Consider the following 24,014-nt stretch of genomic DNA (forward strand, 5'->3'; position numbering starts at 1 on the left):
ATCATCTGAGCATAAATCCCTGCTGAAACTGATCCTTAGGATCTAAGATAAACTCATGACGCCCGGTAATAAAAGCGCGGCCACTCACCTCGGGGATCACCGCTGCCTTGCCATAAAAGTCGGCGTTATCCACCGCGCAAACCTGCATGGCGCCATCGACGATACTCTCAATCTTCAGGCGCTCACCCAGTGCGACCTCGCCGCGAGCGTGAAGCAAAGCTATTCGACCCGCAACCCCAGTGCCTGTGGGCGAGCGATCCACTTCGCCATCGGCAAACACACACACATGGCGCGAGTGGGCATCATTGGAGCTGGTCTTACTCGAGGTAAATATAGTGCCGTAGAGAAAGCCCAAATCCGCTTCTAATGGATGAGCTAACGGATGCTGAGCCATCACGGCATGTTTGATGCGCCGACCCCAATCGATCAGCTGAGCAACATTTTCCGGCGCGCAGCTTAACCCCAGCGCGTCAGCATCGACATAGGCGTAATAGGCACCGCCGAAACCGATATCGTAAGCCACCTCGCCTATCCCCTGGACGGTTACGCGACAATCCAGCGCCTCGGCCCAGGAAGGCACGTTACGAAAACTCACCTTGAGCTCACCCGCCTCATCACGATAGGCCTTGGCGTGAATAAGCCCTGCCGGCGCATCTATCTTTATCTCTCTTGGCGTATCGCCAAGCGCTAGGGTGCCCGTCTCGACAGCCACTGTTACCAAGGCCAAGATGCCGTGACCGCACATGCTGCTGTACCCCTCGTTATGGAGAAACAGCACGCCGAAATCAGCGCCCGGGGTGATAGGCGCAGTGATGATGGCGCCGTACATGTCGGCATGGCCCCTGGGCTCATGCATCAAGAGCTTACGATAATGGTCCAGATGCGCCGTGAGATATCTGCGTTTGGCCAAAATGGTATCCCCCGGGATCTCGGGATATCCCTCCAGCAGGATCCGCAACGGCTCGCCTTCGGTGTGAGCGTCGAGGGTCTTAAATCGGGTACAAGCATTGAGAAAGCTAGGACTTAAATCTAATAGGCGCATCGGGACTTCCTTTGTTATTGTTTGTATGCAATATATAGTATTTACCGGTGAGAGATAAAAACATAAATAGCGGCAATCTCACCAAGGGGCTTTTCTTTCCCCTAAAATTGTATACAATATACCATAGCTTTTGGTAAACGCCAAAACTTGATATCACTTTTTCGCCGCGCACGTTGCACGGCAATATCTATAGAGGTCTGAACATGAAAGTAAACTGGCAAGGTGTATTCCCAGCAATTTCTACCCAATTTAATAACGATGGTTCGATCAACTATGAGTCGAACGCAAGAATGCTGGAAGACCTCATTCGTGACGGTATCGATGGGGTGATCGCCCTGGGTACCATAGGCGAGAACGCCTCCCTTTCTCCGGAAGAAAAACGTGAATTTATCAAGCACACGGTCGAGACGGTCAATGGCCGCATCCTGGTGCTCTCTGGCTGCACCGAAAACACGGCACAGCAGGCGGCGAAATACGCCCAGGATGTCGAGGCGCTCGGTGTCGATGGCCTGATGCTACTGCCCGCCATGGTCTACCGCGGCACTGACCGCGAGGTGATCGCCCACTACCAACACGTAGCGCGCTCGACCAAACTGCCAATCATGATCTACAACAACCCTGTGGGTTATGGCGTCGACATCAACCTGGAGATGACCGCCGTGCTGGCCGAAGAGCCAAACATAGTGGCCATCAAGGAATCGACCACAGATACCCGCCGTCTCACCGAGTTGCAGAGCCGTTTCGGCGATCGTTTCAACATCCTCTGCGGTGTCGACGATATTGCGCTGGAGAGCATTTTGCTGGGCGCCACAGGTTGGATCTCTGGCCTAACCAATGTCTTCCCAAGAGAATCTGTTACTCTATTTAAACTGGCCCGTGCCGGCCGTATCGAAGAAGCTCGCGAGATCTACCGCTGGTTCATGCCGCTGTTGCGCCTGGACACCATTCCGACCCTGGTACAGTGCATCAAGTTTGCCGAGCAGATCGTCGGCCGCGGCAGCGAAAATGTGCGCCTGCCGCGCATGACCTTGATCGGTGACGAACGTGCCTATGTGGAAAAGGTGATGGCCGAAGCCTTGGCTACCCGCCTGGATCTCGACAAGTACAACCTCAACTAAATCTAGGGAGTATGGCATAGATGTTAAAAGGTACCTTCTTTTGCGTCGATGCTCATACCTGCGGCAACCCGGTCCGTTTGGTCACCAGTGGCCATCCGGACCTCAAGGGTCGCACTATGAGCGAGAAGCGCCAGGATTTCCTAGCGCAGTATGACTGGATCCGCAAGGCGCTGATGTTTGAACCCAGGGGCCACGACATGATGTCCGGCGCCTTCCTCTACCCCCCTTGCAGCGACAACGCCGATGCCGCCATCCTGTTTATAGAGACCAGCGGCTGCCTGCCCATGTGTGGCCACGGCACCATAGGCACCATCACAGCCGCGCTCGAGTCTGGCCTATTAACCCCTAAGACGCCGGGTCAGCTCACCATAGACGTGCCCGCCGGGCAGATTAAGGTGCAGTATCAGCAAACCGGCGCCAAGGTAGATTGGGTCAAGATCTTCAACGTGCCCGCCTATCTAGCCCATAAAGATGTGGTGCTGGATATCCCAGGCCTTGGGCCGCTCAAGATAGATGTCTCCTACGGCGGTAACTACTACGCCATCGTCGATCCCCAGGCTAACTTCGCCGGCCTGCGCCACTGGAACGCCGGCGATATCCTGCGCTGGAGCCCAATCGTGCGCGAAATCGCCCACAGAGAACTAAACTGCGTGCACCCGGACGACCCCACAGTCAACGGCGTCTCCCACGTGCTCTGGACCGGCGACACCATCAGCGAAGGCTCCAATGGCGCTAATGCTGTGTTCTATGGCGACAAGGCGATCGACCGTTCACCCTGCGGCACAGGCACCAGCGCCCGTCTGGCGCAGCTCTATAGCCGCGGCGAGCTCAAGGTCGGCGATGAGTACACCCATGAGAGCATCATAGGTAGCCAATTTGTCGGCCGCATCGAAGCCGCCACCAAAGTGGGCGAATTTGACGCCATCATGCCAAGTATCAAGGGCTGGGCGCGCATCACCGGGCACAACGCCATCACGGTCGACGATGACGATCCCTATGCCTTCGGATTTCAGGTGGTCTAACCGGCCAGCCCAAAAGGACAATAGCAATGACACAAAGCATCACCAACAGATTAACCGGTCAGCATTACATCAATGGCGAGTGGCAGGGCGAAGCCTCCGCCTTTCAAAGCTTTAACCCCGTCGCTAATGCTCAGATTGATTGGCACTTTGCCTGCGCGGACGATGAGCAGCTCGCCCTGGCCACCAAGGCGGCTGAGCACTCCTTTAACAGCTATCGCAACAAGAGCGACAGTGAGCGCGCCGCCTTTCTAAGCGCCATTGCCGAGCATATCGAGGCCGACAAAGAGGCGATAATAGAAGCCGCCCACCTCGAAACCGGCCTGCCTCTGGCCAGATTACAGGGCGAAACTGGGCGCACCTGTGGTCAGCTGCGCCTGTTTGCCCAAAACCTTGTTAACCCAATAGAGCAATCGATTGCAGACATGGCTCAACCAGAGCGTCAGCCGCTGCCAAAGCCAGATACCCGTCTTGGTAAAGTTGCTTTGGGGCCTGTGGCCGTCTTCGGTGCCTCTAACTTCCCGCTGGCATTTTCCACCGCGGGGGGCGATACCGCATCGGCGCTCGCCGCTGGTTGCCCCGTTATCGTCAAGGGTCATCCGGCACATCCGGCCACCAGCGAGCTGGTCACTCAGGCCATAGAAAAGGCGATCAAGGCATGCGACATGCCAGCCGGCGTATTTAGTCTGCTGCAGGGACATACCCCGGCGCTTTCGACAGGCTTGGTCGAGGCGCCAGAGATCAAGGCGGTGGGCTTCACCGGCTCGTTAAAGGTAGGCCGCATCCTGGCAGATCGCTGCGCGGCGCGCCCCGAACCAATCCCCTTCTATGGCGAACTGGGCTCTACCAATCCACAATTCCTACTACCTGGGATACTCGCCGAGCAGGCAGAGACGCTGGCCGAGACTCAGGTGCAGTCTATGATGATGGGCCATGGTCAGTTCTGCACCAGCCCTGGGGTGATTGTCGCCATCAAGGGCGAGGCGCTGACCCGCTACTGCGATAGGCTCAGCCAGACTCTGGCCGAACAAGCCGCCAGTGCCATGCTTACCCTAGGCATCGCCGCCACCTATCAGGAGCAAACTGAGGCGCTTCTGGCAGATCCACGGCTAACACTTTTGGCCCAGGGCAAGGCAGCCGAGGCCAGCCACCATACCCGCCCGGCGGCGGTAAAGGTGGATGCGGCAGGTTATCTGGCCGACAGCGCCCTGCAACAGGAGGTCTTTGGGCCCTTCGCGATAGTAGTCGAGTGCCAAGACGCCGCGCAGATGCAGGCCGTTGCCGAGCAGCTCGAGGGGCAACTTACCGCCACGCTTCATGGCAACGAGGGCGATTGGGCTCATGCCCATAGCCTGGTGGATGCCATCGGCCAGCGAGTCGGCAGGCTTATCTTCAATCAGATGCCAACAGGCGTCGAGGTGTGTCACTCGATGAACCATGGCGGGCCCTACCCTGCCAGCACCGACAGTCGCAGCACCTCGGTGGGCAGCAAGGCTATCCACCGCTGGACACGGCCCATCTGCTATCAAAACATGCCATCTGCTTTGCTGCCCGAAGCATTGCGAGATGGACAAAGTCTCCTAAAGCGCTTCTAACAGGCATATTAAATAAAGGGAAACCACGGTTTCCCTTTATTTATAGTGCTATAAGCGGTAATCTTATGCGGATCACATATAATAACGAAAAGACATTACGGGAACTATGAGCCGAACAACTCCAATCGTTCATAAAACGCGCACCCAGGTCGTGGTGGAAGTCTTAAGAGAGAAAATCCTTTCAGGCGAAATTGCCGCCGGCGAACCATTACGCCAGAGCGCCTTAGCCGAGGCACTGAACGTCAGTCGCATCCCGGTCAGAGAAGCCCTGCTGCAACTCGAAGCCGAAGGACTCGTAAAGTTTGAAGCCCATAAGGGCGCTACTGCCACCGAATTGTCGGTCGATCAAGTCACCGAGCTGTTTGAGCTAAGGGCCCTAATCGAAACCGATCTGCTTGCCAAGGCGATCCCGAATCTCGATGATGAGATGCTGGCTCAGGCCCAGGGGTACCTGGATGAGCTTGAGGCGGCTTTCCAACAGGAAGATGCTGTGAGCAGCTGGAGTGAACTCAATACCAAGTTCCACACCTGCCTGTATCAGGCGGCCGATCGTCCTCACACCATGGACGTGGTACACGGTCTAAATACCAACTGTGATCGCTACATACGTCTACAGCTTCTGCTGGCAGGCGGCATCCCCAGAGCGGCGCAAGACCACAGAGACTTGCTCACCTACTGTCGTAACCAAGAAATTGACAAGGCAGTAACGCTTCTGAGAGACCATATATTACATGCAGCCAATGCCATACGTGAGCTGGTTGCCCAACAGGTGAGCTAAATCACTGTAGCTTGCTTGACTTATTGCTAGGCTTATTAGATTAGTTTGATAAGGCAGAGCTGATGTACTCTGCCTTTTTATTTTTGAGAGAATATTCAGATGCAGTACGCCACCATTACCGGCTGGGGAAAATGTGTTCCCCCCGCAACGCTTACCAACCATGATCTTGCCACTTTTATCGACACTTCCGATGAATGGATTAAGCCGCGTACTGGGATCAGTCAGCGACACATCAGTCATGTCAACACCTCTGAGCTAGCAACCGTTGCCGCACAGCGTGCCCTGGCAGCTGCCGGTGTTAAGGGCGAAGAGATAGATCTTATCATACTGGCGACCGCCAGCCCTGATACGCTCATTCCAAACATAGCATCAACCGTACAGGCCAACATTGGCGCCAGCTGCGGTGCGTTCGATATCAATGCCGCCTGTAGTGGTTTTCTCTACGGCTTAGGTTTGGCCAGCTCACAGATCAAGAGCGGTCAGTCGAAGAAGGTATTGGTGATTGGCGCCGAGCGTCTCTCCTTCTACCTCGACTGGTCTCGCCGGGAAACCGCGGTACTCTTCGGTGACGGCGCAGGAGCCGTGGTCGTCGAAGCCACAGATCTGCCAGGCGGCGTATTGGGCTATGAGCTCAACAACGACCCAGCCGGTCGCGATATCCTCAAGGCGGGCTTTGGTACCGCCATGGACAGATTCAACGCCGCTTCACTGGATTTCTACATCGAATTCAACGGTCAGGAGATCTTCAAGCGCGCCATCGCCGGTATGGGCAAGCTCAGCAACACAGTGCTGGAAAAATGTGGCGTCGACAAAGACGAAGTGGATCTGGTGATCCCGCATCAAGCGAACGAGCGCATTATCGATACCCTGATCAACCGCATGAAGATCCCGAAAGAGAAGGCTGTGGTGAACATTGCCAACTACGGCAACACCTCGGCGGCCACTATCCCTATCGCCATCTGCGATGCGCTGGAGAAGGGACTGATCAAGCCAAATCAAACCATCTTGTCTTGTGCCTTCGGTGCTGGCCTGACCTCGGCAGCAGTGCTGTTCAAGTGGGGCGAGCGCGTGACACCGATCAGCGAATCGGATGCCGAGCTACCGCCATGCGATCAGACAGGCATCGAGCTGGTCAAGCGCGCCGTGAACTACTTCTGCGGCGAATAATCGCTAGATTGGAAACAGAAAATGCCGACATGATGTCGGCATTTTTTTAGCTTAAGACTTAATGAATTGACCTTCGAACCAGGTCCAAGCTAAGCCTTTCTTAATCGCGTTTCGCTATTGCCGCCTCATCCCAATAGATGGCCTGGGCGAAATGGCTGGCCAGCAGACGATTAAACTTATCGAAACTCGAGATACTCAGCTCCTCGCCAGTAAGACAATACCAGACGAAGCGATGGCAGTTGTTATCGAAGAGATCATAGTCGCGATACTGATAGATGGCCTGCTGCGCCCTCTTCAGCACGGACTCGCCGATTAAGGGCCTATGTTGATGGTCACAGGCGACGAAGATACGGCTACCTGTGCGCCCCGCCAAGAACCGCTTAGATGACACAGGCCGGATCAGCCCGCTGCCGTGTAACTCTACCAAGGTATCGTCGCCAAGCCAGATCCCGGTATGCTCTATCACCCCGAAGACGAAGCAGCACACCAGGGCGCCGGGAGGCGGCGTGACCTTGACCTCACCCAGGTGCAACACACTGGGGGCGAGTGGGCTCACCCGCTTACCCTCTGGCGCCTTGGGCGCACGACCTAACCGCCTGTCTAAGGTCAACTGTCGTTGTTTCTGCTTGGCGTCGGCGATAAAGGCGGCCCCCAGGGCGGCCCCACCGAGCCAGAGTAAAGGAAGCGCCATGATTAACCTCTTTGCTCTAACCGTTACACTGCCGGACACCTACTTGTCTCAATGCGTCCAACATCTTGTCTCTACTGAGATAATGGCGGAAAGTCGCCAAAGATAAAGGCGCAAAATGTAACCAAGTATAATCAGGTATTAAGGCAGCAGCTCGGCGATCTTTACCTTAGTTGCGCCGCCCATGGCCGCCACCTGCGCCAGCAGCAACTCGCCGCAGGCCAGCGCGTCGATGAGTGCGTTATGAGCCGCATACACGGGCAGACCATATCGGGCGCGGCTGCGCCCCAGGCGCAGACTGCCCTCTTGCAGATGTTCCTGTTGTCTGAGCAGTCGCTGCTTCTCTAGCAATAAGGTATCTATGGCGAGCAGGCGCGGCTTCTCTCCCAAACAGGCCTGCAGGCCAGATTGTAAGAAGGCGAGATCCAGCGGCGCATGGTGGGCCACCAACACCATTCCCTCACTCACAGATAAAAACCAGGCCATCGCCTGCTCCGGGGTCAAGGCCGCATCCAAATGAGTGTCTAAGATGCCGTGTATGGTGGCACTCTGGCCGACGCTGCCCTCTATCTGCACCAACTTGTGCTGCGCCTCGCTGAGAATAAGCTGCCCCTGACGGATAGGCACCACGCCGATACTCAAGATCTGATCGAAGCTGGCATTGAGCCCCGTCATCTCGAGATCTATGGCGAGCAGCTCCGCCTCAGCGAATGACTTATCGATAACCGGCATCAGCGCCTGCTGATAGGCCTTGAGCCCGGCATCTTTTGCCTTCAGGGCTCGCCAACAGAGCTGCGATCTGACCTTCACCCCTGCTAGCACCTAGAAGCTCCGGGTAAATTTAAGTTTCAGACCCGCCTGCGCATCATGTACCACCTTGAAGGCGTCACGCAGCTGATGACGTACCAGCGAGGAGAGCTGCTGGGGCATCAGATAGTTGGTGAGGGGCTGGTTGTGAGTATACTGATAGCCCTGATTCGACAGGCGCATGTGTGCGATAAACTCGTGGGCATCGGCGAGATTCAGGGCATCTTTGCGATTGATGATGTTCTGCTCCATCAGCAGGCGGATGCGCTTGGCGGTATTCACCTCGCTAATGCCCGCCGACAGCGCGTAGACTCTGGCGATATCGTTGATAAGCGCGCTGCCCTTGTGCTTGAGATCGATCCCCTTCACCTCCTGGCCATCACGCTCCAGGACAAACTTCTTGAAGAAGCCCAGCGGTGGTGACACCTGCAAGGCGTTGCCGGCCATCCCCGCGAGGAAGATATCGTTATCCTTGGTGGATTCCAGCACCTGAGACTGCAGCCCCTCAAACAGGCTCGAAGGCCCATAGACGCAGCGCATATCGAAGAAGATGCTGGCATGCATCAAGGCCTTAGGCTCGGGATGTTCGACCCAGTTGGCAAACTTCTGTTGCCACTGGGCCAGCGTCATCCGCCATTTGAGGTTCTGCGCCATGATATCCCCAGGACAGTAGACATAACCGCAGCGATCCAGCCCGGCGCAGACCGCCTTGGTCAGGGCCTCGAAATAGCCCTGGGCATGCTCATCCATCTCATGTGCCAGCAAGAGGCCATTATCCTGATCCGAACAGGCCGCCTGATCCTGGCGCCCCTGAGAGCCGAACGCCAGCCAGCAAAATGGCATGGGCGCCTGACCGAGGATCTGCTGATTGAGCACGATCAGCCGCCGGGTCAAGGCATCGGTCACCGAGGTCAGCACCCTGCCTATCTCCTCGGCCCTGGCATCGGCGCTGATGAGGTTTTGCAGCAACAGCGGGATCTGTTTAGAGACATGGATCAGGCTCTCGAGATCATGTTGTCGCTCTATCTCGCCAATGAGTAGCAAGGGCTGCGAGCTCTGGCCGCGCAAAATATCTGTGCTGGTGATCACCCCTATGGGGTGTCCCTCGTCCATGATGGGCAGATGGTGAATGTTGTGCTGGCTCATCAGCAACATGGCCTCGAACACCAGGGCATTGGCACTCAGGGTGGTCGGGGTTACCGTCATCGCTTGGTGCACAGGCAGGCTGCCATCGAGGGATTCGGCTAGCACGCGATTGCGCAGATCCCTGTCGGTGAGGATCCCCGCAAGCTTGTGGTTATCTATGATAAGTACCGAGGAGACCCGGTTATCCCGCATCAGACGGGCGGCGTCGCTGACGCTGGCATTGATATCCAGACACAAGGGCTGTTTGGACATCAGGCTGCTGACCCTGTTGGTGGAGCCAAGCTCCTTGGCCTTGAAGCGCCCCTGATGGCGCAATCGCTTGGCAAAGGCACGGTTAAAGAAGCGATCGAACTCGCGACTCTCACTTCTCAGCTGATTGAAGGTTTCAGGGTCTAAGTGATATACCAAACCATCTTCGAGGATCTGTACTCTGTTGCTCACCTTCTCGCCGGAGAGCAGCGAGGGAAAGCCGAAAAAATCGCCGTCGCCGAGCCTGTCGATCAGGTCGCCATCTTCACCGCGCACCTCGAAGGCACCGCTGCGGACGATATAGAGCTGAGGGTGCTCCTCATCCAGCGGCACATAGACGGAGGAGCGGCTGTAATAACCGACGGTGAGGGCGCGGCAGCAGCGCTCCAGGGTCTGCTCAGATAGACTGTCAAAGGGCGTCAGCTGGCCAAGAAATTGGGTAATAGGTTGCAGTTCGCTCGCGTCCATGATCTCCCTCTTGCGTTATGGTCGGCATCTCGCCCTGGACTCTCGCCAAGCATCGGCCGTTTTATTCACTATAGCCTTAACAAACAAACTCTTGTATACGACTAATGGCCAGCCGATTCCCTAACGCCGCCTAGCAATGATGAAGAGATCCACATCGCCCCGCTCGGGATAGTCCTGACGGTGGCAGTTTAGCAGCTCAAAACCTGCCGAGCTCAGCTCAGCGCTGAGCCACTCGCCGCAGTGATAATAGATGAAAGCCTGATCGCCGCTGCTGGAGGTCTGCAGCTTTGAGGCGGCATAATCGCCCTCCATGGTGCTCAAATAGAGCAGCCCACCAACATTCAGCCTTCTTGCCATCGCCTGGATCAAGGCCTTGGCCTCATCACGATTGAGGTAAGGCAGGCAAAATCCACACACTATGGCATCAAACATCTTAGTTAAACTGTCGATAGCCAGGCAGTCCATCACCTCAAACTTGCCGGTGGGATTATTCTCTCTTGCCAGGCTCACCATCTGCGGTGCCAGATCTGTCCCCAAATAATCGAGCTGAGGATGGCGCGCTAACAGATAGCGGGCGATGTTACCCGGGCCGCAGGCAAGCTCCAGCACCCTATCTTGCTCGCCGAGTAACTCACTCAAGCGGGCATAGGTGGGCTCGTAGAGCGGCATTTGCATATATTTATCCTGATACTGGCGCGCCAGCTTATTAAAGGTAGCCACAGATAATTGATAGTTACTCACCCCTACTCCCCTAAAACTCCAAACATGAATCCCAACTATAAACTCCAAACACAAACCCTGAGACTGCCAGATAAGCAAAAGGTAAATCAATAAGATATGAAATAAAAAAAGGGAGCGCACTGCGCTCCCTAGGTCGATAAGTTTATCAACTTAGTGATCGTGGGCCTCACCGGCTCCCTTAGGGAAGCGGATTGATTCGACCATATCAACCACATTCTGTGGTACCGCAGCCGTTACCTTGCTGACGATAAAGGCTACCGCAAAGTTGATGATCATACCCAGCATGCCTATACCTTCTGGCGAGATACCAAACAACCAGTTAGCCGCGTTGTTATCACCTGGATTCACAAACTTGAAGTAGATGATGTAGCTTGCCGAGAACAGCAGACCTATCACCATACCAGCAATGGCGCCCTCTTTATTCATGGTACGAGAGAAGATACCCATGATGATCGCCGGGAAGAGTGACGATGCCGCCAGACCGAAGGCGATTGCCACCACGGCCGCTACGAAGCCTGGAGGATTGATACCAAAGTAACCCGCCATGACGATACCCAGCGCCGCAGCGATACGGGCATAGAGCAGCTCCTGCTTATCCGAGATATCCGGCATGAAGTTCTTCTTCAACAGGTCGTGCGATACCGACGTTGAGATAACCAGTAGCAGACCCGCAGAAGTTGACAGCGCCGCCGCCAAACCACCTGCCGCAACCAGTGCGATCACCCAAGCTGGAAGATTAGCGATCTCAGGGGTAGCCAGTACCATGATGTCGCGGTCAATCTTCATCTCGTTGGTTTCGCCCTTGGCATAGTAGATCTTGCCGTCGTTGTTCTTATCGTCCCACTTGATCAGACCTGTCTTCTCCCAGTTCTTGATCCAATCTGGTGCCGTTTCATAAGCCACACCCGTTGACTCAGGACCATTGATTGTCTCAATCATGTTCACGCGAGAGAAGGCGGCCAGTGCAGGAATAGTGGTGTACATGATGGCGATAAACACCAATGCCCAACCGGCTGAGACACGTGCATCTTTTACCTTAGGCACGGTGAAGAAGCGAACGATAACGTGCGGCAGACCCGCAGTACCGAACATGAGTGCACCCGTGATGAAGAAGACGTCGATCATCCCCTTAGAGCCCTCTGTGTACTGAGAGAAGCCAAGCTGAGCTGACAGTCCGTCGAGTTTTTCAAGCAGGTATACCCCCGTGTTGTTGCCCGCAGCATCCACCAACTCGGCGCCGAAGCCAAGCTGCGGCAGGATATGGCCTGTCATCATCACAGAGATGAAGATAGCAGGAACCATGAAGGCGAAGATCAATACGCAGTACTGAGCCACCTGGGTATAGGTAATGCCTTTCATGCCGCCGAGTACTGCGTAGAAGAAGACCACGGCCATACCGATATAAACCCCGGTATCGACCTCTACTTCCAAGAAGCGTGAGAACACCACGCCCACACCGCGCATCTGACCGGCGATGTAGGTGAAACAGATGAAGATGGCACAGACTACCGCAACGGTACGGGCCGCCTGGGAGTAATAACGATCGCCGATAAAGTCGGGCACGGTAAACTTGCCAAACTTACGCAGATAAGGTGCCATACAGAGCGCGAGCAGCACATAACCGCCAGTCCAGCCCATCAGGTAGACGGAACCGTCATAACCGACGAAGGAGACGATACCCGCCAATGAAATGAAAGACGCCGCCGACATCCAGTCTGCCGCCGTGGCCATACCATTCATCACAGGGTGTACGCCACCGCCAGCAACATAGAACTCTTTAGTTGAGCCGGCGCGAGACCAGATCGCAATGCCAATATAGAGGGCAAAGGTAAAGCCCACAATCAAATAGGTTAACGTTTGAACATCCATCTCATTGCTCCTTAGTCTTCATGAACATTGTATTTTTTGTCTAAGGCATTGGCTTTCGCCACGTAGACAAAAATCAGTGCAACGAATACATACATGGCCCCCTGCTGAGCAAACCAGAAGCCCAGTTTGAAGCCCATGAAATGGATCTCATTGAGTACATCGACCAATAAAATACCGCAGCCAAATGACACTGCAGCCCAAATTGCTAGCAGTCCGAGCACTAGACGTAAATTTTCACGCCAGTAACCTTCTGCCTTTTCGTTATTTTCAAAAGCCATTGCGACTCCCCTGTGCTGATTATTATTAAGTCATGAATTAATCTAGCAAGCGCAGTCATTAGGACAATCGCGACTTTGGTCTAACGCCAGCGTCAACCTGAGCGCGAATTAAAACATTTTCTTTACAAAACAATAAGATCAAAGTTGACGCCAGCGTAAACCTATAATTTTCATAGGCTTGCAAACTAGACTAAGGTCGAACAGAATTGTTAATGGATTGTACAAAAAAGCCGCCAAGCGGCGGCTGATGGGATAGAGAGGCTTCCCTGTTGAGAAGCTTCACTGATGAGAAGAGTGACCTATTTCAGGGTCGAGAGATAGGCAAGCAGATCGGCCAACTCCTCGGCGCTGCGCTGCTTATTGCTCACCAGATATTTGCCGTTCACCAGCAGCGAAGGCACCCCGCGGATCCCAGATAATTGCGCCTGAGTATCATAGTCGGCGATCGCCAACTTGTTATCTACCGACGCCAGCGCCTTGTCGACCTCTGCCTTCGACAGGCCCTGCTCGACGAAGAACTGACTCAGCTCCTCCTGACGCTTAAAGGCGCCGTTCCCCTCATGGATCCGCTTAAACAAATTGCCATGGGTCTGCTCGGTCACATGAAACTTCTTCGCCAGGTAGTAGGCTTCCTGGCTTAGCTGCCAGGCAGCACGCCCACCCGCCACCGGCGTGCGCTCAAATGCCAGCTTATCACCCAAGTCGGCCTTTAACTTGGCCACGGCCGAGGTGATCAAGCCATCCTGACGATAACAGTGGGGGCAGTTATAGGAGAAGAACTCGCGTACCACAGGCTGATTCACCTCAGGGATCCCCGCCACCTTCACATAGTCGACCCCTTCGACATACTTAGCCTCAGCGCTAACCTGAAAGGCGGCCAGGGCGATAAACAACAGACTCACATAACGACATAGATTCACGACTCTTTTCATAACCAACTCTTCTTATTATTGAAAAATGTTTCTACCCCAAGCTTAGCTGAGGCTATTTATTTATCTTGCAACCTTCTCTCACAATCTTCTCTTACTATCTTCTCTTACCAAGACAAGGACTCATAAATTCAGTCAAAAGCGCAACCAAATACGCTTCGGCCTTTTGAACGCAAACCTTTATGAACATTAGCCTTCACGAACACTGGCTTTCACAAGCATTAGCCTAGCAATGGGCCAACATAGCTAAGGGATCGGTAAACTTATACCGATAGTTTAGCTCCCGGGTGATAAGGCCTCCATCGACGCGCTTATCTTCAATTAAGTCACCCTCGATAAAGCTTGGCGGCGTGAGCCCCAACTGAGTCGCCGCCTGTTGATAAAAATCCGCCTTGGTGGGATGCAGCGGCGCGCAGAGATTATAGGCTGGCGATAAAGGCCCCTCGGCTTTCAGCAGTGAGGTCACGGCACCAATGCAATCATCGAGATGCACCATATTCACCGCCAGGTTACCACCAGGCACATTCTCTCTTCCCGCCAGGAATCGCCCTGGATGCCTTTTGGGACCTATGAGGCCGGCGAAACGCACGACGACGCAGTTATTCTTAGACTCGCCAACGGCAGAGTTAGCACCTGAGAAGAGCGCCTCGGCGGCCAGCAAGGTCTCGCTCGCCGGGCTGTGGGCCTTAGCATCGCTCTCGACGCAACCACTCTCAGCACTCTCGCTCGAAAAACAACCACCACCGGCAGGATAGACACCAGACGTGCTGATAAAAATGATTCGCTGATATTCGTGAGTCCCCATTAACGCCTTGAGGCGCTTGAGGCGATCAAGATAACCGTTATCACCACGGCGAAGTCCGGGGGGAATGTTGATCACTATGGCATCACAGGCGAGGCCTTGGGTTATCGCTTCGCGGGCCTGAGAGGACAAACCTTCACTCTCAAGCGTTTCTAAATCCAGCGCAAAGCCTGCGATTCCATCGGCTGATAAGGCCTCGGCCTCCTGTGGCGAGCGTTTGGAGCCCGTGACCTTTAATCCTTGGCTCACTAACTCCTTGGCCAAAGGCAGACCAAACCAGCCGCAGCCGACGACGGCAACAGAAGTTATCATCTTGAATGCTCTAAATTAAAATATTTTGACTTGAAACCAGACTTCTAAAATAACGCAAGGGGACTAGGGGGTGCCAGCAAAATAAAAACTAATTCCACTGTCGGCCTGTAACACGCGCATTGCACCTTCGGTTAATTCTTCAAGCTTTAGCACACTATCGACAAACACCTCCTCCTGGCTGAGGAAGCGCAGGCCGGGCTCGCTGCCGTCGGGATGACAGGCCCACACCTGGGGCTGTTTCACCGATTGAGTAGTGACCATCACCTTGCCGACATCGCCATCGCTGAGACGCACCAGAGTGCCCGGCGGATAGATCCCAAGCAATTTAACCAACACGGCAATCAGCGTCTCCGAATGTTTCCCCGCATGATTCTTAAACAGATAACCCAGGGCTATCTGAGGCGAGCGGCTCTCTTCGGCCCACAGCTGACCGTCATAATCGTTAGCCAGACTCACCAGCTGGGTGGTGATGGGAATCTTCTTCTCTGTCAGACCGTCGGGAAAGCCCGAGCCATCGATAAACTCGTGATGATGCAGGACAATACTGAGCACCGCCTTATTAAACAGCCCCGTCTTGTTGAGCATCTCGTAGCCAAAGTTGGGGTGCATCTTGAGGAAATTGGCTTCTGAGGCCGTTAACTGTGTCTTCTTGCGCCGGATAGACTCGGGCACCTTGAGCTTGCCTATGTCGTGGAACAGACAGCCCAGCGCTATGTCGCGCATATCTGATTTTGGCAGCTCCATGGCCCTGGCGATCATCAGCGCTAATACCGCCACCGAGATACCGTGTTGGGTCACGCTATTGTCACTCTCACCTGCGGTCACTAACGCCAGGTGGGTCTGTTCATACTCAAACATATGCTCGATGAGGGACTCCACCAACGAGGCGGCCTCACGATAGGCGCCCTCGGGATCGCTGGCTATCTTGCTAAAGGTCGAGCGACACTCGTTGACACAATCGATGAAGCGTTTCTGACTCAGACGCAGGGATTTGCGCACATTGCGTTTGGCTTCTACGATGGGATCCACCACCTCTTCTGCCTTTTCAGCCTGCTCGTCCCCCTCATCATTCTCCTCTTCCAACAGTTCTTCGCCCGACACCAACAGAACATAGGGCACGCCAAGACTCTTGATCAGCTCTATCTGCGCCTCTTCTTCAATCTTGATGCGGTTAAAAAGGAAAGGATGGTTTTTCCAAGACAAGGGTAACTTAACAGTGATACCTGTTTGTAACTTAGACAGGGGTAATTGTATCGGCTCAGTTCTGGCCACTCGAAGCAACTCCATTGATTTTCCCCATACCCATTGGGTCCCCTCATCCAGATCTGGATGCGGGATGATCCCCTAAGAATATGAAAAGCAACCTAACTTTAATAACATAACTATAGTCAATAGCAACTCAATTTGTACAATCTGTCATTAAATTGACCACTTACGCACAGATTGACGCCAAAGTGCACCGAGAGACGATTAGCTGCTGGTTATAAGATATGCAAAAAATCTAAACTAAGATTGAAATTATTTATTGTATACAATATTCAATTGGTGTTAGTATGCTTCTGTTCTTTAGAGATACGTAGCAACCCCGGATTATGTTTCTTTAAAGAGTGTTGCTGTCAATTGTCCTTAATATAAGTCCTGTGAATTTGTTGTTTTTCACATTGATTTATAAGGTATTTTGTAACATTCCTATATCTTGAGACTGAATTTTCATTCAAAGAGATATGCTTAGCGCTGCTTCTTGCAGCGCTTTTTTTTGGCCGGGATTCGCTAATCCGTCTGATTGCGCCAATCCTGCAGGTAGTATTTAAGGTGCTTCGACTTGGCGATATAGAGCAGGCTCCAAAAGAGAAACAGTGCGTCCAGGCCAAAGCTCCAGCTATAGAGAAAATGGTTATGAATCAGGCGCTGCAACAAAAGGCCGGCATCTACCATCAAAAGCGCAATCAGCAGAGGTTTAAGTTGATTAAAGACGGGTCTTAACCAGAGTGGAGCGCGTTTACGCTCGGCGATCACTAATCCATAGAGAAATAAGCCACCGACGCCTGCGGCCAAGGCCATCAGAAAGTCAGACTTTTGCGGATAGATGAGGGCGACCAAACCGGCTCGATCGCTGGCCTGAGTCAGAGAGGCGATAAACACACACCATCCCCGGGCGATAAAGGCCAGCATCAGGTACAACATAAGCGGCGGCTTAAAGTGTCCCTTATCGTCTAACCAATTAATATGTCCAAAATTCAATAGTGTTCTCCCTCCCCCGTTTCTCTCTATATGGTGATGATGTCGCGGATTTCAACATCTGATAACAAATGGAGGCGGTGAACGATAAAAAAAGCGCCATCTCTCGATGACGCTCTCGTTTAGCTTAGATCTAATCTAGTCGGCTAATTCACACAGCCAATTTAAGAGCCTAGGATTGCCAAGAGCTCTGCCTCATCGATCACCTTAACTCCAAGCTCCTGCGCCTTGGTCAACTTAGAGCCGGCGGCCTCACCGGCGACCAAGCAATCAGTATTTTTCGAGACGCTGCCCGCCACCTTGGCACCTAATGCCTGCAGCTTAGCCTTGGCATCGTTGCGATTGAGTTGCGTCAAAGTGCCGGTTAATACCCAGGTCTGCCCCTTCAGGGAGAGCGCCTCTTCGGCAACCTCTTCGATGTCGGGCCAGTGCACACCGGCCTGCAACAGGCCATCGATCACCTCAAGGTTATGGGGCTGCTCGAAGAAGTGCACCAGATGCTGGGCGACGATCACCCCGACATCGTCAACCTTCATAAAGGTCTCGGCATCCGCCTGCTTGAGATGCTCAAGAGTCTTGAAATAGTTAGCCAGGTTGGCGGCGGTGGCTTCGCCCACCTCCCTGATCCCCAGCGAATAGAGGAAACGGGCAAAGGTGGTTTGCTTGGCCGCTTCCAGGGCATTGACCAAATTAGTGGCTGACTTCATCCCCATGCGATCCAGCATAGTGATCGCCGAGGCGGTCAGCTTGAAGAGATCCGCAGGGCTGGCCACCAGCTCCTTATCGATCAGCTGCTCTACCACCTTATCGCCCATGCCATCAATATCTAATGCCTTGCGAGAGGCGAAGTGCTTGATCGCCTCCTTACGCTGGGCCTCACAGTAGAGGCCGCCGGTACAACGGGCAACCGCTTCACCCTCGACACGCTCCACGTCGCTGCCACACACTGGGCATTGCGGCGGAAACTGGATCGGCTGGGCATCGCTCGGGCGCTTCTCGGGCACTACGGCAACGACCTGAGGGATCACGTCACCGGCGCGGCGGATGATCACGCTATCGCCTATCATCACCCCGAGACGGGCTATCTCATCGGCGTTATGCAAGGTGGCGTTGGAGACGGTAACCCCACCGACAAAGACGGGCTGCAGGCGCGCAACCGGGGTCACAGCGCCGGTACGGCCCACCTGGAAGTCAACTCCTTCGAGCAGGGTGATCTCCTCCTGGGCCGGAAACTTATAGGCGGTGGCCCAACGAGGCGCCTTAGCCACAAAGCCAAGAGTCTGCTGCTGGGCGATATCGTTCACCTTAAGCACCACGCCATCTATCTCATAGGCCAGCTCGCTGCGACGGGTCAGTATGTCCTGATAATAGGCCAGCACGCTGGGGATATCCTCACATACCTTAACTTCACTGCTCACCGGACAGCCCCACTCTTTAAGCTGCATCAGCTGCTCGAAATGGCTGGCTGCCAGCGGCCAAGTTTCTGGCTCCACCACGCCCAGTGCATAGGCATAGAATGCCAAGGAGCGACTGGCGGTGATCTTGCTGTCTAGCTGACGCAGGCTACCGGCGGCGGCATTGCGCGGGTTGACGAAGAGCTTCTCGCCCTTGGCGCGGGCCTTGTCGTTAACTGCCTCGAAAGCAGCCTTAGGCATAAAGACTTCGCCGCGCACCTCGAGCAGTGGCGGAAAACCGCTGCCTCTGAGTCTCAATGGCACAGATTTGATGGTGCGTACGTTCTCGGTGATGTCTTCACCGACGGTGCCATCGCCGCGAGTGGCGGCGCGCTCAAACACGCCATCGCGGTAGAGGATACTCACCGCCAGACCGTCTAACTTAGGCTCACAGCAAAATGCCGGCGTCTCCGGCAGCTTATCGCCGACGCGCTTATAGAAGGCGTTGAACTCCTCTTCGCTAAAGACGTTATCCAGGCTCAACATGGGCTTGAGGTGAGTCACCTGATTAAACTTGCTCAGGGCCTCGCCGCCGACTCTCTGGGTTGGCGAGTCGGCCTGAGCCAGCTCGGGATGCTCGGCCTCCAGCTCCTGCAGGCGACGCATCAGACGGTCATATTCGGCGTCGGGAATAGAGGGCGCGTCATCGACATAGTAGCGATAGTTGTGCTGATTAAGCTCGTCGGTTAACTGTTTAATCTCGTCTTGTATGGCTTGCATGATTTCTTATCCAGTTTAAGCAACAGAGGCCGCTGATGCGGCCTCTACTTCAATGTCGGTCTAGGGATCACATCTGCGCGCGAATGCGCTGCAGGTAAGACTGCTTGGTCTGCTCGCTCCAGGCGCCGCGACCACCGTCGAGCACTTCGCCGCCGAGATCGTCGGCAAGCTGATGGGCCGAGTTAAGCATGATGGAGAAATTCATCAGAGGATCGCCATAGCAAGGCAGCGTCATAAACAGCACTATGCCCTGAGTGGCAAACTGCTCCATCTCATCTGGGTTGAATACCCCAGGCTTAACCATGTTAGCCAATGAAAACAGCACCTTGCCTGTGCCAGCATTATCCTCATGACGATGGAAAATATCCATGTCACCAAACTTGAAGTTAAGGGTCAACAGGCTAGGTAGCAGCTCGGCGCCATTAAGGGCCTCGCCCTCTTTAGCCACCACGTGCAGCACCAGTACATCCTGTGGATCGCCAAGTGGCGCCTCTTCGACCACTTCTGGCGCTGGCTCTGGTTCAACAGGCACTGGCTCTACAGACGCAGGCGCTACTGACTGAGGCGCTTCGACTCTAGATGCGGGGCGCACAGCTTCCTGCTTTCGCTCGGTAACAGGATCTTCAAACAGCGAAGGCTGCGCCGGGGCCTGACCCAGGCCAAGCTCCATCTGCTCAAGATGGGCGTCGCTAACTTCCTCGTTAGGGGTTGCCGACATCACCGGCTCTTGACGCGAACGCGGCGCCTTCTGCTTGGGCTCGTCCGACAGAGAGAAACTAGGTGAGACTTCTGCTGGCTCACTCTCTTGCGCGCGTGCACCTGCAGGTGTGGCACGGCTGGTCGAGGTGGCCTTAGGAATGCTGCGATCTTCGCCGTTATTTTTAATTACTCTTACAGGGCCAACGCCATCGGCGTCGAAACCGTCACTGTCACGTGTCTTATCTGTATATAGGCCAGTCATGGGCGATTCTTTTAATGATTTAGGTTGCTGCCGCCTAATGGACCAAAAACCATGCACAAGTACCGCGATAATGGCTACCGCGCCTAACACGAACAATACCAGTTGCAAATTTTCCATTGATTACCCTGTTTTTCCCAAAATTATACTGCGTCGGCTAATGCCACCGCCTCATCGATATCGACGGCAACTATGCGTGAAACCCCTGGCTCGTGCATAGTGACACCTATTAGTTGATCGGCCAATTCCATGGTGATCTTATTGTGACTAATATAAACAAATTGCACGCTCTGAGACATCTCTTTTACCAGTCGGCAAAACCTGTCGACATTGGCATCATCGAGCGGTGCATCGACCTCATCCAACATACAAAATGGCGCCGGATTCAGCCTGAAAATCGCAAATACCAATGATAAAGCGGTTAATGCTTTTTCTCCACCCGAAAGCAGGTGAATCGTACTATTCTTTTTCCCCGGCGGTCTGGCCATGATGGTGACCCCAGTCTCCAGCAGATCATCATCGGTCAGCGCCAGATAGGCACTGCCGCCGCCGAACACCTTAGGGAAGAGCACACCAAGATCTTGGTTGACCCTATCGAAGGTCTCCTTAAAGCGCGTTTTGGTCTCGCGGTCGATCTTGCGGATCGCCTCCTCCAGGCTGCCAAGGGCCTTGGCCAAGTCCGCATCCTGACTGTCGAGATAGGCCTTGCGTTGACTCTGCTGCTCGAACTCTTCAATCGCCGCCAAATTTATCGCGCCAAGATGTTCGATCTGCGCCTTTGTGCGCTCAAGCGTCTTCTGACGATGACTCAGGCTCACAGTTAGATCCAGGGTTGCCTGCACCTCGGTGATATCCACCTCTTGGCTCTTGATCTGGGCTAACTGACTGTCAATTTGACCTTTTATCCCTTCGCGACGTAACTTTAACGCGCTGATGGCTTGAGTCAAGTGCTCTAACTTGCCAAGTTGTTGTTTTTGCTTGGCGCCGATCTCGTCTGCTTGATTTTGCAGCTCAGCCTGCTGCAGACGCAGGGCATCGAGCGCCGCCTGCGCCTCCCCCTGACGCGCCAGGGCATCATTGAGCTGGGCCGTCATGGCATCGGCTTGCAGCTTACCATCTAGCTTATCCTGCCCCTCGAGTTGCCCCTGAAGCTCGCTCAGCTCTTGGGCCAGCTCCTTCATCTGCCGCTCGAGCTGCTCACCCTGCTGACGGCTAAGCGCTTGCTCGGTATTGATTGCCTGCAGCGACTGCTGTAACTGCTGGGACTGCTGCGCCAACGTCTGACGCTCACGGCCCAGCGCTTTATGCTGAGCGCGGCGATCGGCAAGTCCTGCCACCTGGCTGTCGGCTGAGCGCGTCAGCTCAGTCAGCTGCGCCTCGTCTTGATCGCGGCGACTTGTCAGCTCACTCAGGCTTTGCTCCACGGCTTCGAGCTCGCCGGTCTGCTCTTCGAGCAAGGCCTCTAGCCTGGCTTGCTGCTCACCTTGCTGGGCGATACGCTCCTGAGTCGCCTGAGCCTGCGCCATCAGGCGTTCACGCTCAAGCTGCGTCCCCTGCAAACTGGTATTAAGCTGGGTGAGCGTCTCACGCTGCTCATCCAAGGCCTGATTGACCTCGGCAAGCACCGCCCTGCGCTCATCGATAGCCTCGACACTGGCCGCTATGCTGAGCTCCAGCGCCTGCTGCTCGGCCTTAAGCTGCACCAGCTGGCTGCCCTGCTCTGCCTTTTGCAGCACAAAGCCTTTACCGACGATGTAGCCATCGGCGGTGACGATGCGCTCGTCATCTTCGAGTGATCCCAGCATGGCCTTTGCCTGACTCAGGTTATCGACCCAGGTGAGCCTGGACAGCCAGGGCGCCAGATTGACCTCGCTGCTGAGCCCTGTCCACTTCTGAGATCGGCTTAACGCAAAGCCACTCTCATTTTCTATTTCCTTTGCGCTGGATTTGTCACTCACCTTCTGGGTGAGCAGACCGTCGAGCAGCAGGTCGACCGCCGCTTCCCAGCCGGGTGTGACCTGAATCGCCTGCCAGAGGGCGCGGCCCTGAAGCACGTTTTCCTGAGGTAAGATACGCTTGACCACCGCCAGACGTCCTCTCTCCTCGGCCAGGGATTGCGACAAGGCATCGACCTGCGCCTGGGTCTGGCGCGCCTGCTCTTGTAACAGAGACTGAGTGGCGGCCCCCAGCTCTATCTCGCCCTTAAGCTCATCGACCCGCTCGGCGAGCCGTTCACACTGAGCATGTTGCAGCGCTAGATTGGCGCTCTCATCCTGATGGGATAACTGCTCGAGCTGGCGTGACGCGCTCTGATGTTGCGACTTCAGCTGAGTCAGGACGCTCTGCTTATGCTTGAGCTCCCCCTTGGTAAGTTCCAGGCGTAGCTGACATTGATTAACCGCCTGCTTGGCCTGACTTTCGGCCTCCTGAGCCTGCTCCAGTGATAGCTCGACCTCGCCGAGCTGCTCATCGAGTAACTCGAGCTGCAGCTGCAAGGTCTGATGGGCCTCCCGGGCATCGTGCTGTCGTCCATCGAGATCGCCGCGCGCCAATATAAGCGCCTGCTCCTGCGCCTTTAACAGTGCCAGCTTATCTTCGTCCTGCTTGATACGCTGCTTGAGGTGGGCATCTTGCTGCTGGCGATGCTTGACCTCCTGTTCGAGCTTGGCGATCTGATTACCGTTAAGATAGAAGGCCTCGACCTGTTGCTGCTCCTGGCGCTCAAGCTCATCGAGTTTGAGTTTAAGCTCGGTCAAGTTGCGTGACAGGGCTTCTCGCCCGGCGTCGCCCTCGCTCTGGGTCAGCGTCTTGGCTTCTATCTCCTGGGATAACTTGTCAGACTGGGCGCTCAGCTCCAGATATTTGGCCACCTCTAGCTGGGCATGTTGATCCCGCTCCGTCTGTTTCAGCGCCCGATATTGACGCGCCGCCTCGGCCTGCTCGGCCAGCTTGTCTATTTGGCGGCCCAGCTCCTGACGGATATCCCCTAAGCGTTCGAGGTTCTCGCGGGTATGGCGGATGCGGTTTTCCGTTTCGCGTCGCCGCTCCTTGTAGCGGGAGATGCCGGCGGCCTCTTCTATGAAGACCCTCAGCTCCTGAGGCTTAGATTCGATAAGCCGTGAGATGGTGCCCTGCTCGATAATGGCGTAGCTGCGCGGACCTAGGCCCGTGCCCATGAAGAGATCGGTAATATCCTTGCGGCGGCACTTCTGGCCATTGAGGAAGTAACTGGATTCACCGTCGCGGCTCACCTGGCGTTTTACGGCAATCGCCTGATAGCTGGCGTACTGACCGCCCAGACGGCCCTGCTGATTGTCGAAGCTGAGCTCGACACTGGCCACAGAGACCGGGCGTCTGGCCGAGGAGCCGTTAAAGATAACGTCAGCCATGGAGTCGCCGCGCAGGTGTTTGGCAGAACTTTCGCCCAACACCCAGCGCACCGCGTCGATCACATTGGACTTGCCACAGCCATTGGGGCCGATAATTGCCGTAAGCGGTTGGTTAAAAGGGATTTTAGTGACATCGACAAACGACTTAAATCCAGCAAGTTTTATCTGTGTGAGTCTCATTGTGCCAGTTTGGTCGTCTATTGGGAGGCGCGCTTGGTATCGCTGTTATTATTGCTAGCCACTTTAT

19 protein-coding genes are annotated in these 24,014 nt (G+C 54.8%); 5 read left to right on the top strand and 14 right to left on the bottom strand.

The window, feature by feature from the left end; translation table 11 throughout:
• Position 1 precedes the first annotated feature (1 nt).
• Positions 2 to 1,042, bottom strand: a complete 1,041-nt coding sequence (locus K0J45_RS12160) for a proline racemase family protein (protein WP_220042751.1) — start codon at positions 1,040 to 1,042, stop codon at positions 2 to 4.
• Between the two features lie 203 nt (positions 1,043 to 1,245).
• Between K0J45_RS12160 and dapA the strand changes: the two genes are divergently transcribed.
• From dapA to K0J45_RS12185, 5 genes are all read left to right on the top strand, one after another.
• Positions 1,246 to 2,160 carry a 4-hydroxy-tetrahydrodipicolinate synthase gene (gene dapA, locus K0J45_RS12165; RefSeq protein ID WP_220042752.1) on the top strand — a complete coding sequence of 305 codons (915 nt, stop codon included), beginning with the start codon at positions 1,246 to 1,248 and terminating at the stop codon, positions 2,158 to 2,160.
• Between the two features lie 20 nt (positions 2,161 to 2,180).
• Complete coding sequence (locus tag K0J45_RS12170; protein ID WP_220042753.1) at positions 2,181 to 3,182, top strand: 4-hydroxyproline epimerase; 1,002 nt, start codon at positions 2,181 to 2,183, stop codon at positions 3,180 to 3,182.
• Between the two features lie 26 nt (positions 3,183 to 3,208).
• On the top strand, positions 3,209 to 4,774 hold the full coding sequence (locus tag K0J45_RS12175; protein WP_220042754.1) for an aldehyde dehydrogenase (NADP(+)): 1,566 nt from the start codon (positions 3,209 to 3,211) through the stop codon (positions 4,772 to 4,774).
• 106 nt (positions 4,775 to 4,880) lie between these two features.
• The gene (locus K0J45_RS12180) at positions 4,881 to 5,552 is read left to right on the top strand and encodes a GntR family transcriptional regulator (RefSeq protein ID WP_011866162.1); all 672 of its coding nucleotides are present in this window, start codon (positions 4,881 to 4,883) and stop codon (positions 5,550 to 5,552) included.
• Between the two features lie 99 nt (positions 5,553 to 5,651).
• Positions 5,652 to 6,719 carry a ketoacyl-ACP synthase III gene (locus K0J45_RS12185; RefSeq protein ID WP_220042755.1) on the top strand — a complete coding sequence of 356 codons (1,068 nt, stop codon included), beginning with the start codon at positions 5,652 to 5,654 and terminating at the stop codon, positions 6,717 to 6,719.
• A gap of 100 nt (positions 6,720 to 6,819) precedes the next feature.
• Here the strand turns inward: K0J45_RS12185 and K0J45_RS12190 are convergent, their stop codons facing one another.
• From K0J45_RS12190 to smc, 13 genes are all read right to left on the bottom strand, one after another.
• A complete protein-coding gene (locus tag K0J45_RS12190; protein ID WP_220042756.1) occupies positions 6,820 to 7,410 on the bottom strand; it encodes a lecithin retinol acyltransferase family protein in 591 nt (196 codons plus the stop codon).
• Between the two features lie 138 nt (positions 7,411 to 7,548).
• Positions 7,549 to 8,229, bottom strand: a complete 681-nt coding sequence (locus K0J45_RS12195; protein ID WP_220042757.1) for an exonuclease domain-containing protein — start codon at positions 8,227 to 8,229, stop codon at positions 7,549 to 7,551.
• Positions 8,230 to 10,077, bottom strand: a complete 1,848-nt coding sequence (locus K0J45_RS12200; protein WP_220042758.1) for a DUF294 nucleotidyltransferase-like domain-containing protein — start codon at positions 10,075 to 10,077, stop codon at positions 8,230 to 8,232.
• Positions 10,078 to 10,197: 120 nt separating this feature from the next.
• Positions 10,198 to 10,818, bottom strand: a complete 621-nt coding sequence (locus K0J45_RS12205) for a class I SAM-dependent methyltransferase (RefSeq protein ID WP_220042759.1) — start codon at positions 10,816 to 10,818, stop codon at positions 10,198 to 10,200.
• Positions 10,819 to 10,968: 150 nt separating this feature from the next.
• Positions 10,969 to 12,687 carry a sodium:solute symporter family protein gene (locus tag K0J45_RS12210; RefSeq protein ID WP_220042760.1) on the bottom strand — a complete coding sequence of 573 codons (1,719 nt, stop codon included), beginning with the start codon at positions 12,685 to 12,687 and terminating at the stop codon, positions 10,969 to 10,971.
• An 11-nt stretch (positions 12,688 to 12,698) separates the two neighbouring features.
• Positions 12,699 to 12,965, bottom strand: coding sequence for a DUF4212 domain-containing protein (locus K0J45_RS12215; protein ID WP_011866169.1), 267 nt, complete (start codon positions 12,963 to 12,965; stop codon positions 12,699 to 12,701).
• A 299-nt stretch (positions 12,966 to 13,264) separates the two neighbouring features.
• The gene (locus K0J45_RS12220) at positions 13,265 to 13,897 is read right to left on the bottom strand and encodes a thiol:disulfide interchange protein DsbA/DsbL (RefSeq protein WP_220042761.1); all 633 of its coding nucleotides are present in this window, start codon (positions 13,895 to 13,897) and stop codon (positions 13,265 to 13,267) included.
• 223 nt (positions 13,898 to 14,120) lie between these two features.
• The gene (locus tag K0J45_RS12225; RefSeq protein ID WP_220042762.1) at positions 14,121 to 15,008 is read right to left on the bottom strand and encodes an SDR family oxidoreductase; all 888 of its coding nucleotides are present in this window, start codon (positions 15,006 to 15,008) and stop codon (positions 14,121 to 14,123) included.
• A 63-nt stretch (positions 15,009 to 15,071) separates the two neighbouring features.
• A complete protein-coding gene (locus K0J45_RS12230; protein ID WP_434086965.1) occupies positions 15,072 to 16,280 on the bottom strand; it encodes a cyclic di-GMP phosphodiesterase in 1,209 nt (402 codons plus the stop codon).
• A gap of 498 nt (positions 16,281 to 16,778) precedes the next feature.
• Complete coding sequence (locus tag K0J45_RS12235; RefSeq protein ID WP_220042764.1) at positions 16,779 to 17,249, bottom strand: DUF2919 domain-containing protein; 471 nt, start codon at positions 17,247 to 17,249, stop codon at positions 16,779 to 16,781.
• A gap of 161 nt (positions 17,250 to 17,410) precedes the next feature.
• Entirely contained in the window at positions 17,411 to 19,420 is a 2,010-nt protein-coding gene (ligA, locus tag K0J45_RS12240) for an NAD-dependent DNA ligase LigA (protein WP_220042765.1), read from the bottom strand.
• A gap of 67 nt (positions 19,421 to 19,487) precedes the next feature.
• Complete coding sequence (gene zipA, locus K0J45_RS12245; RefSeq protein ID WP_220042766.1) at positions 19,488 to 20,498, bottom strand: cell division protein ZipA; 1,011 nt, start codon at positions 20,496 to 20,498, stop codon at positions 19,488 to 19,490.
• Between the two features lie 23 nt (positions 20,499 to 20,521).
• Positions 20,522 to 23,947 (bottom strand): chromosome segregation protein SMC, encoded by a 3,426-nt coding sequence (gene smc / locus K0J45_RS12250; protein ID WP_220042767.1) that lies wholly within the window; start codon positions 23,945 to 23,947, stop codon positions 20,522 to 20,524.
• Positions 23,948 to 24,014 lie beyond the last annotated feature (67 nt).

This window comes from Shewanella alkalitolerans (assembly GCF_019457575.1).
Lineage (GTDB): Bacteria > Pseudomonadota > Gammaproteobacteria > Enterobacterales > Shewanellaceae > Shewanella > Shewanella loihica.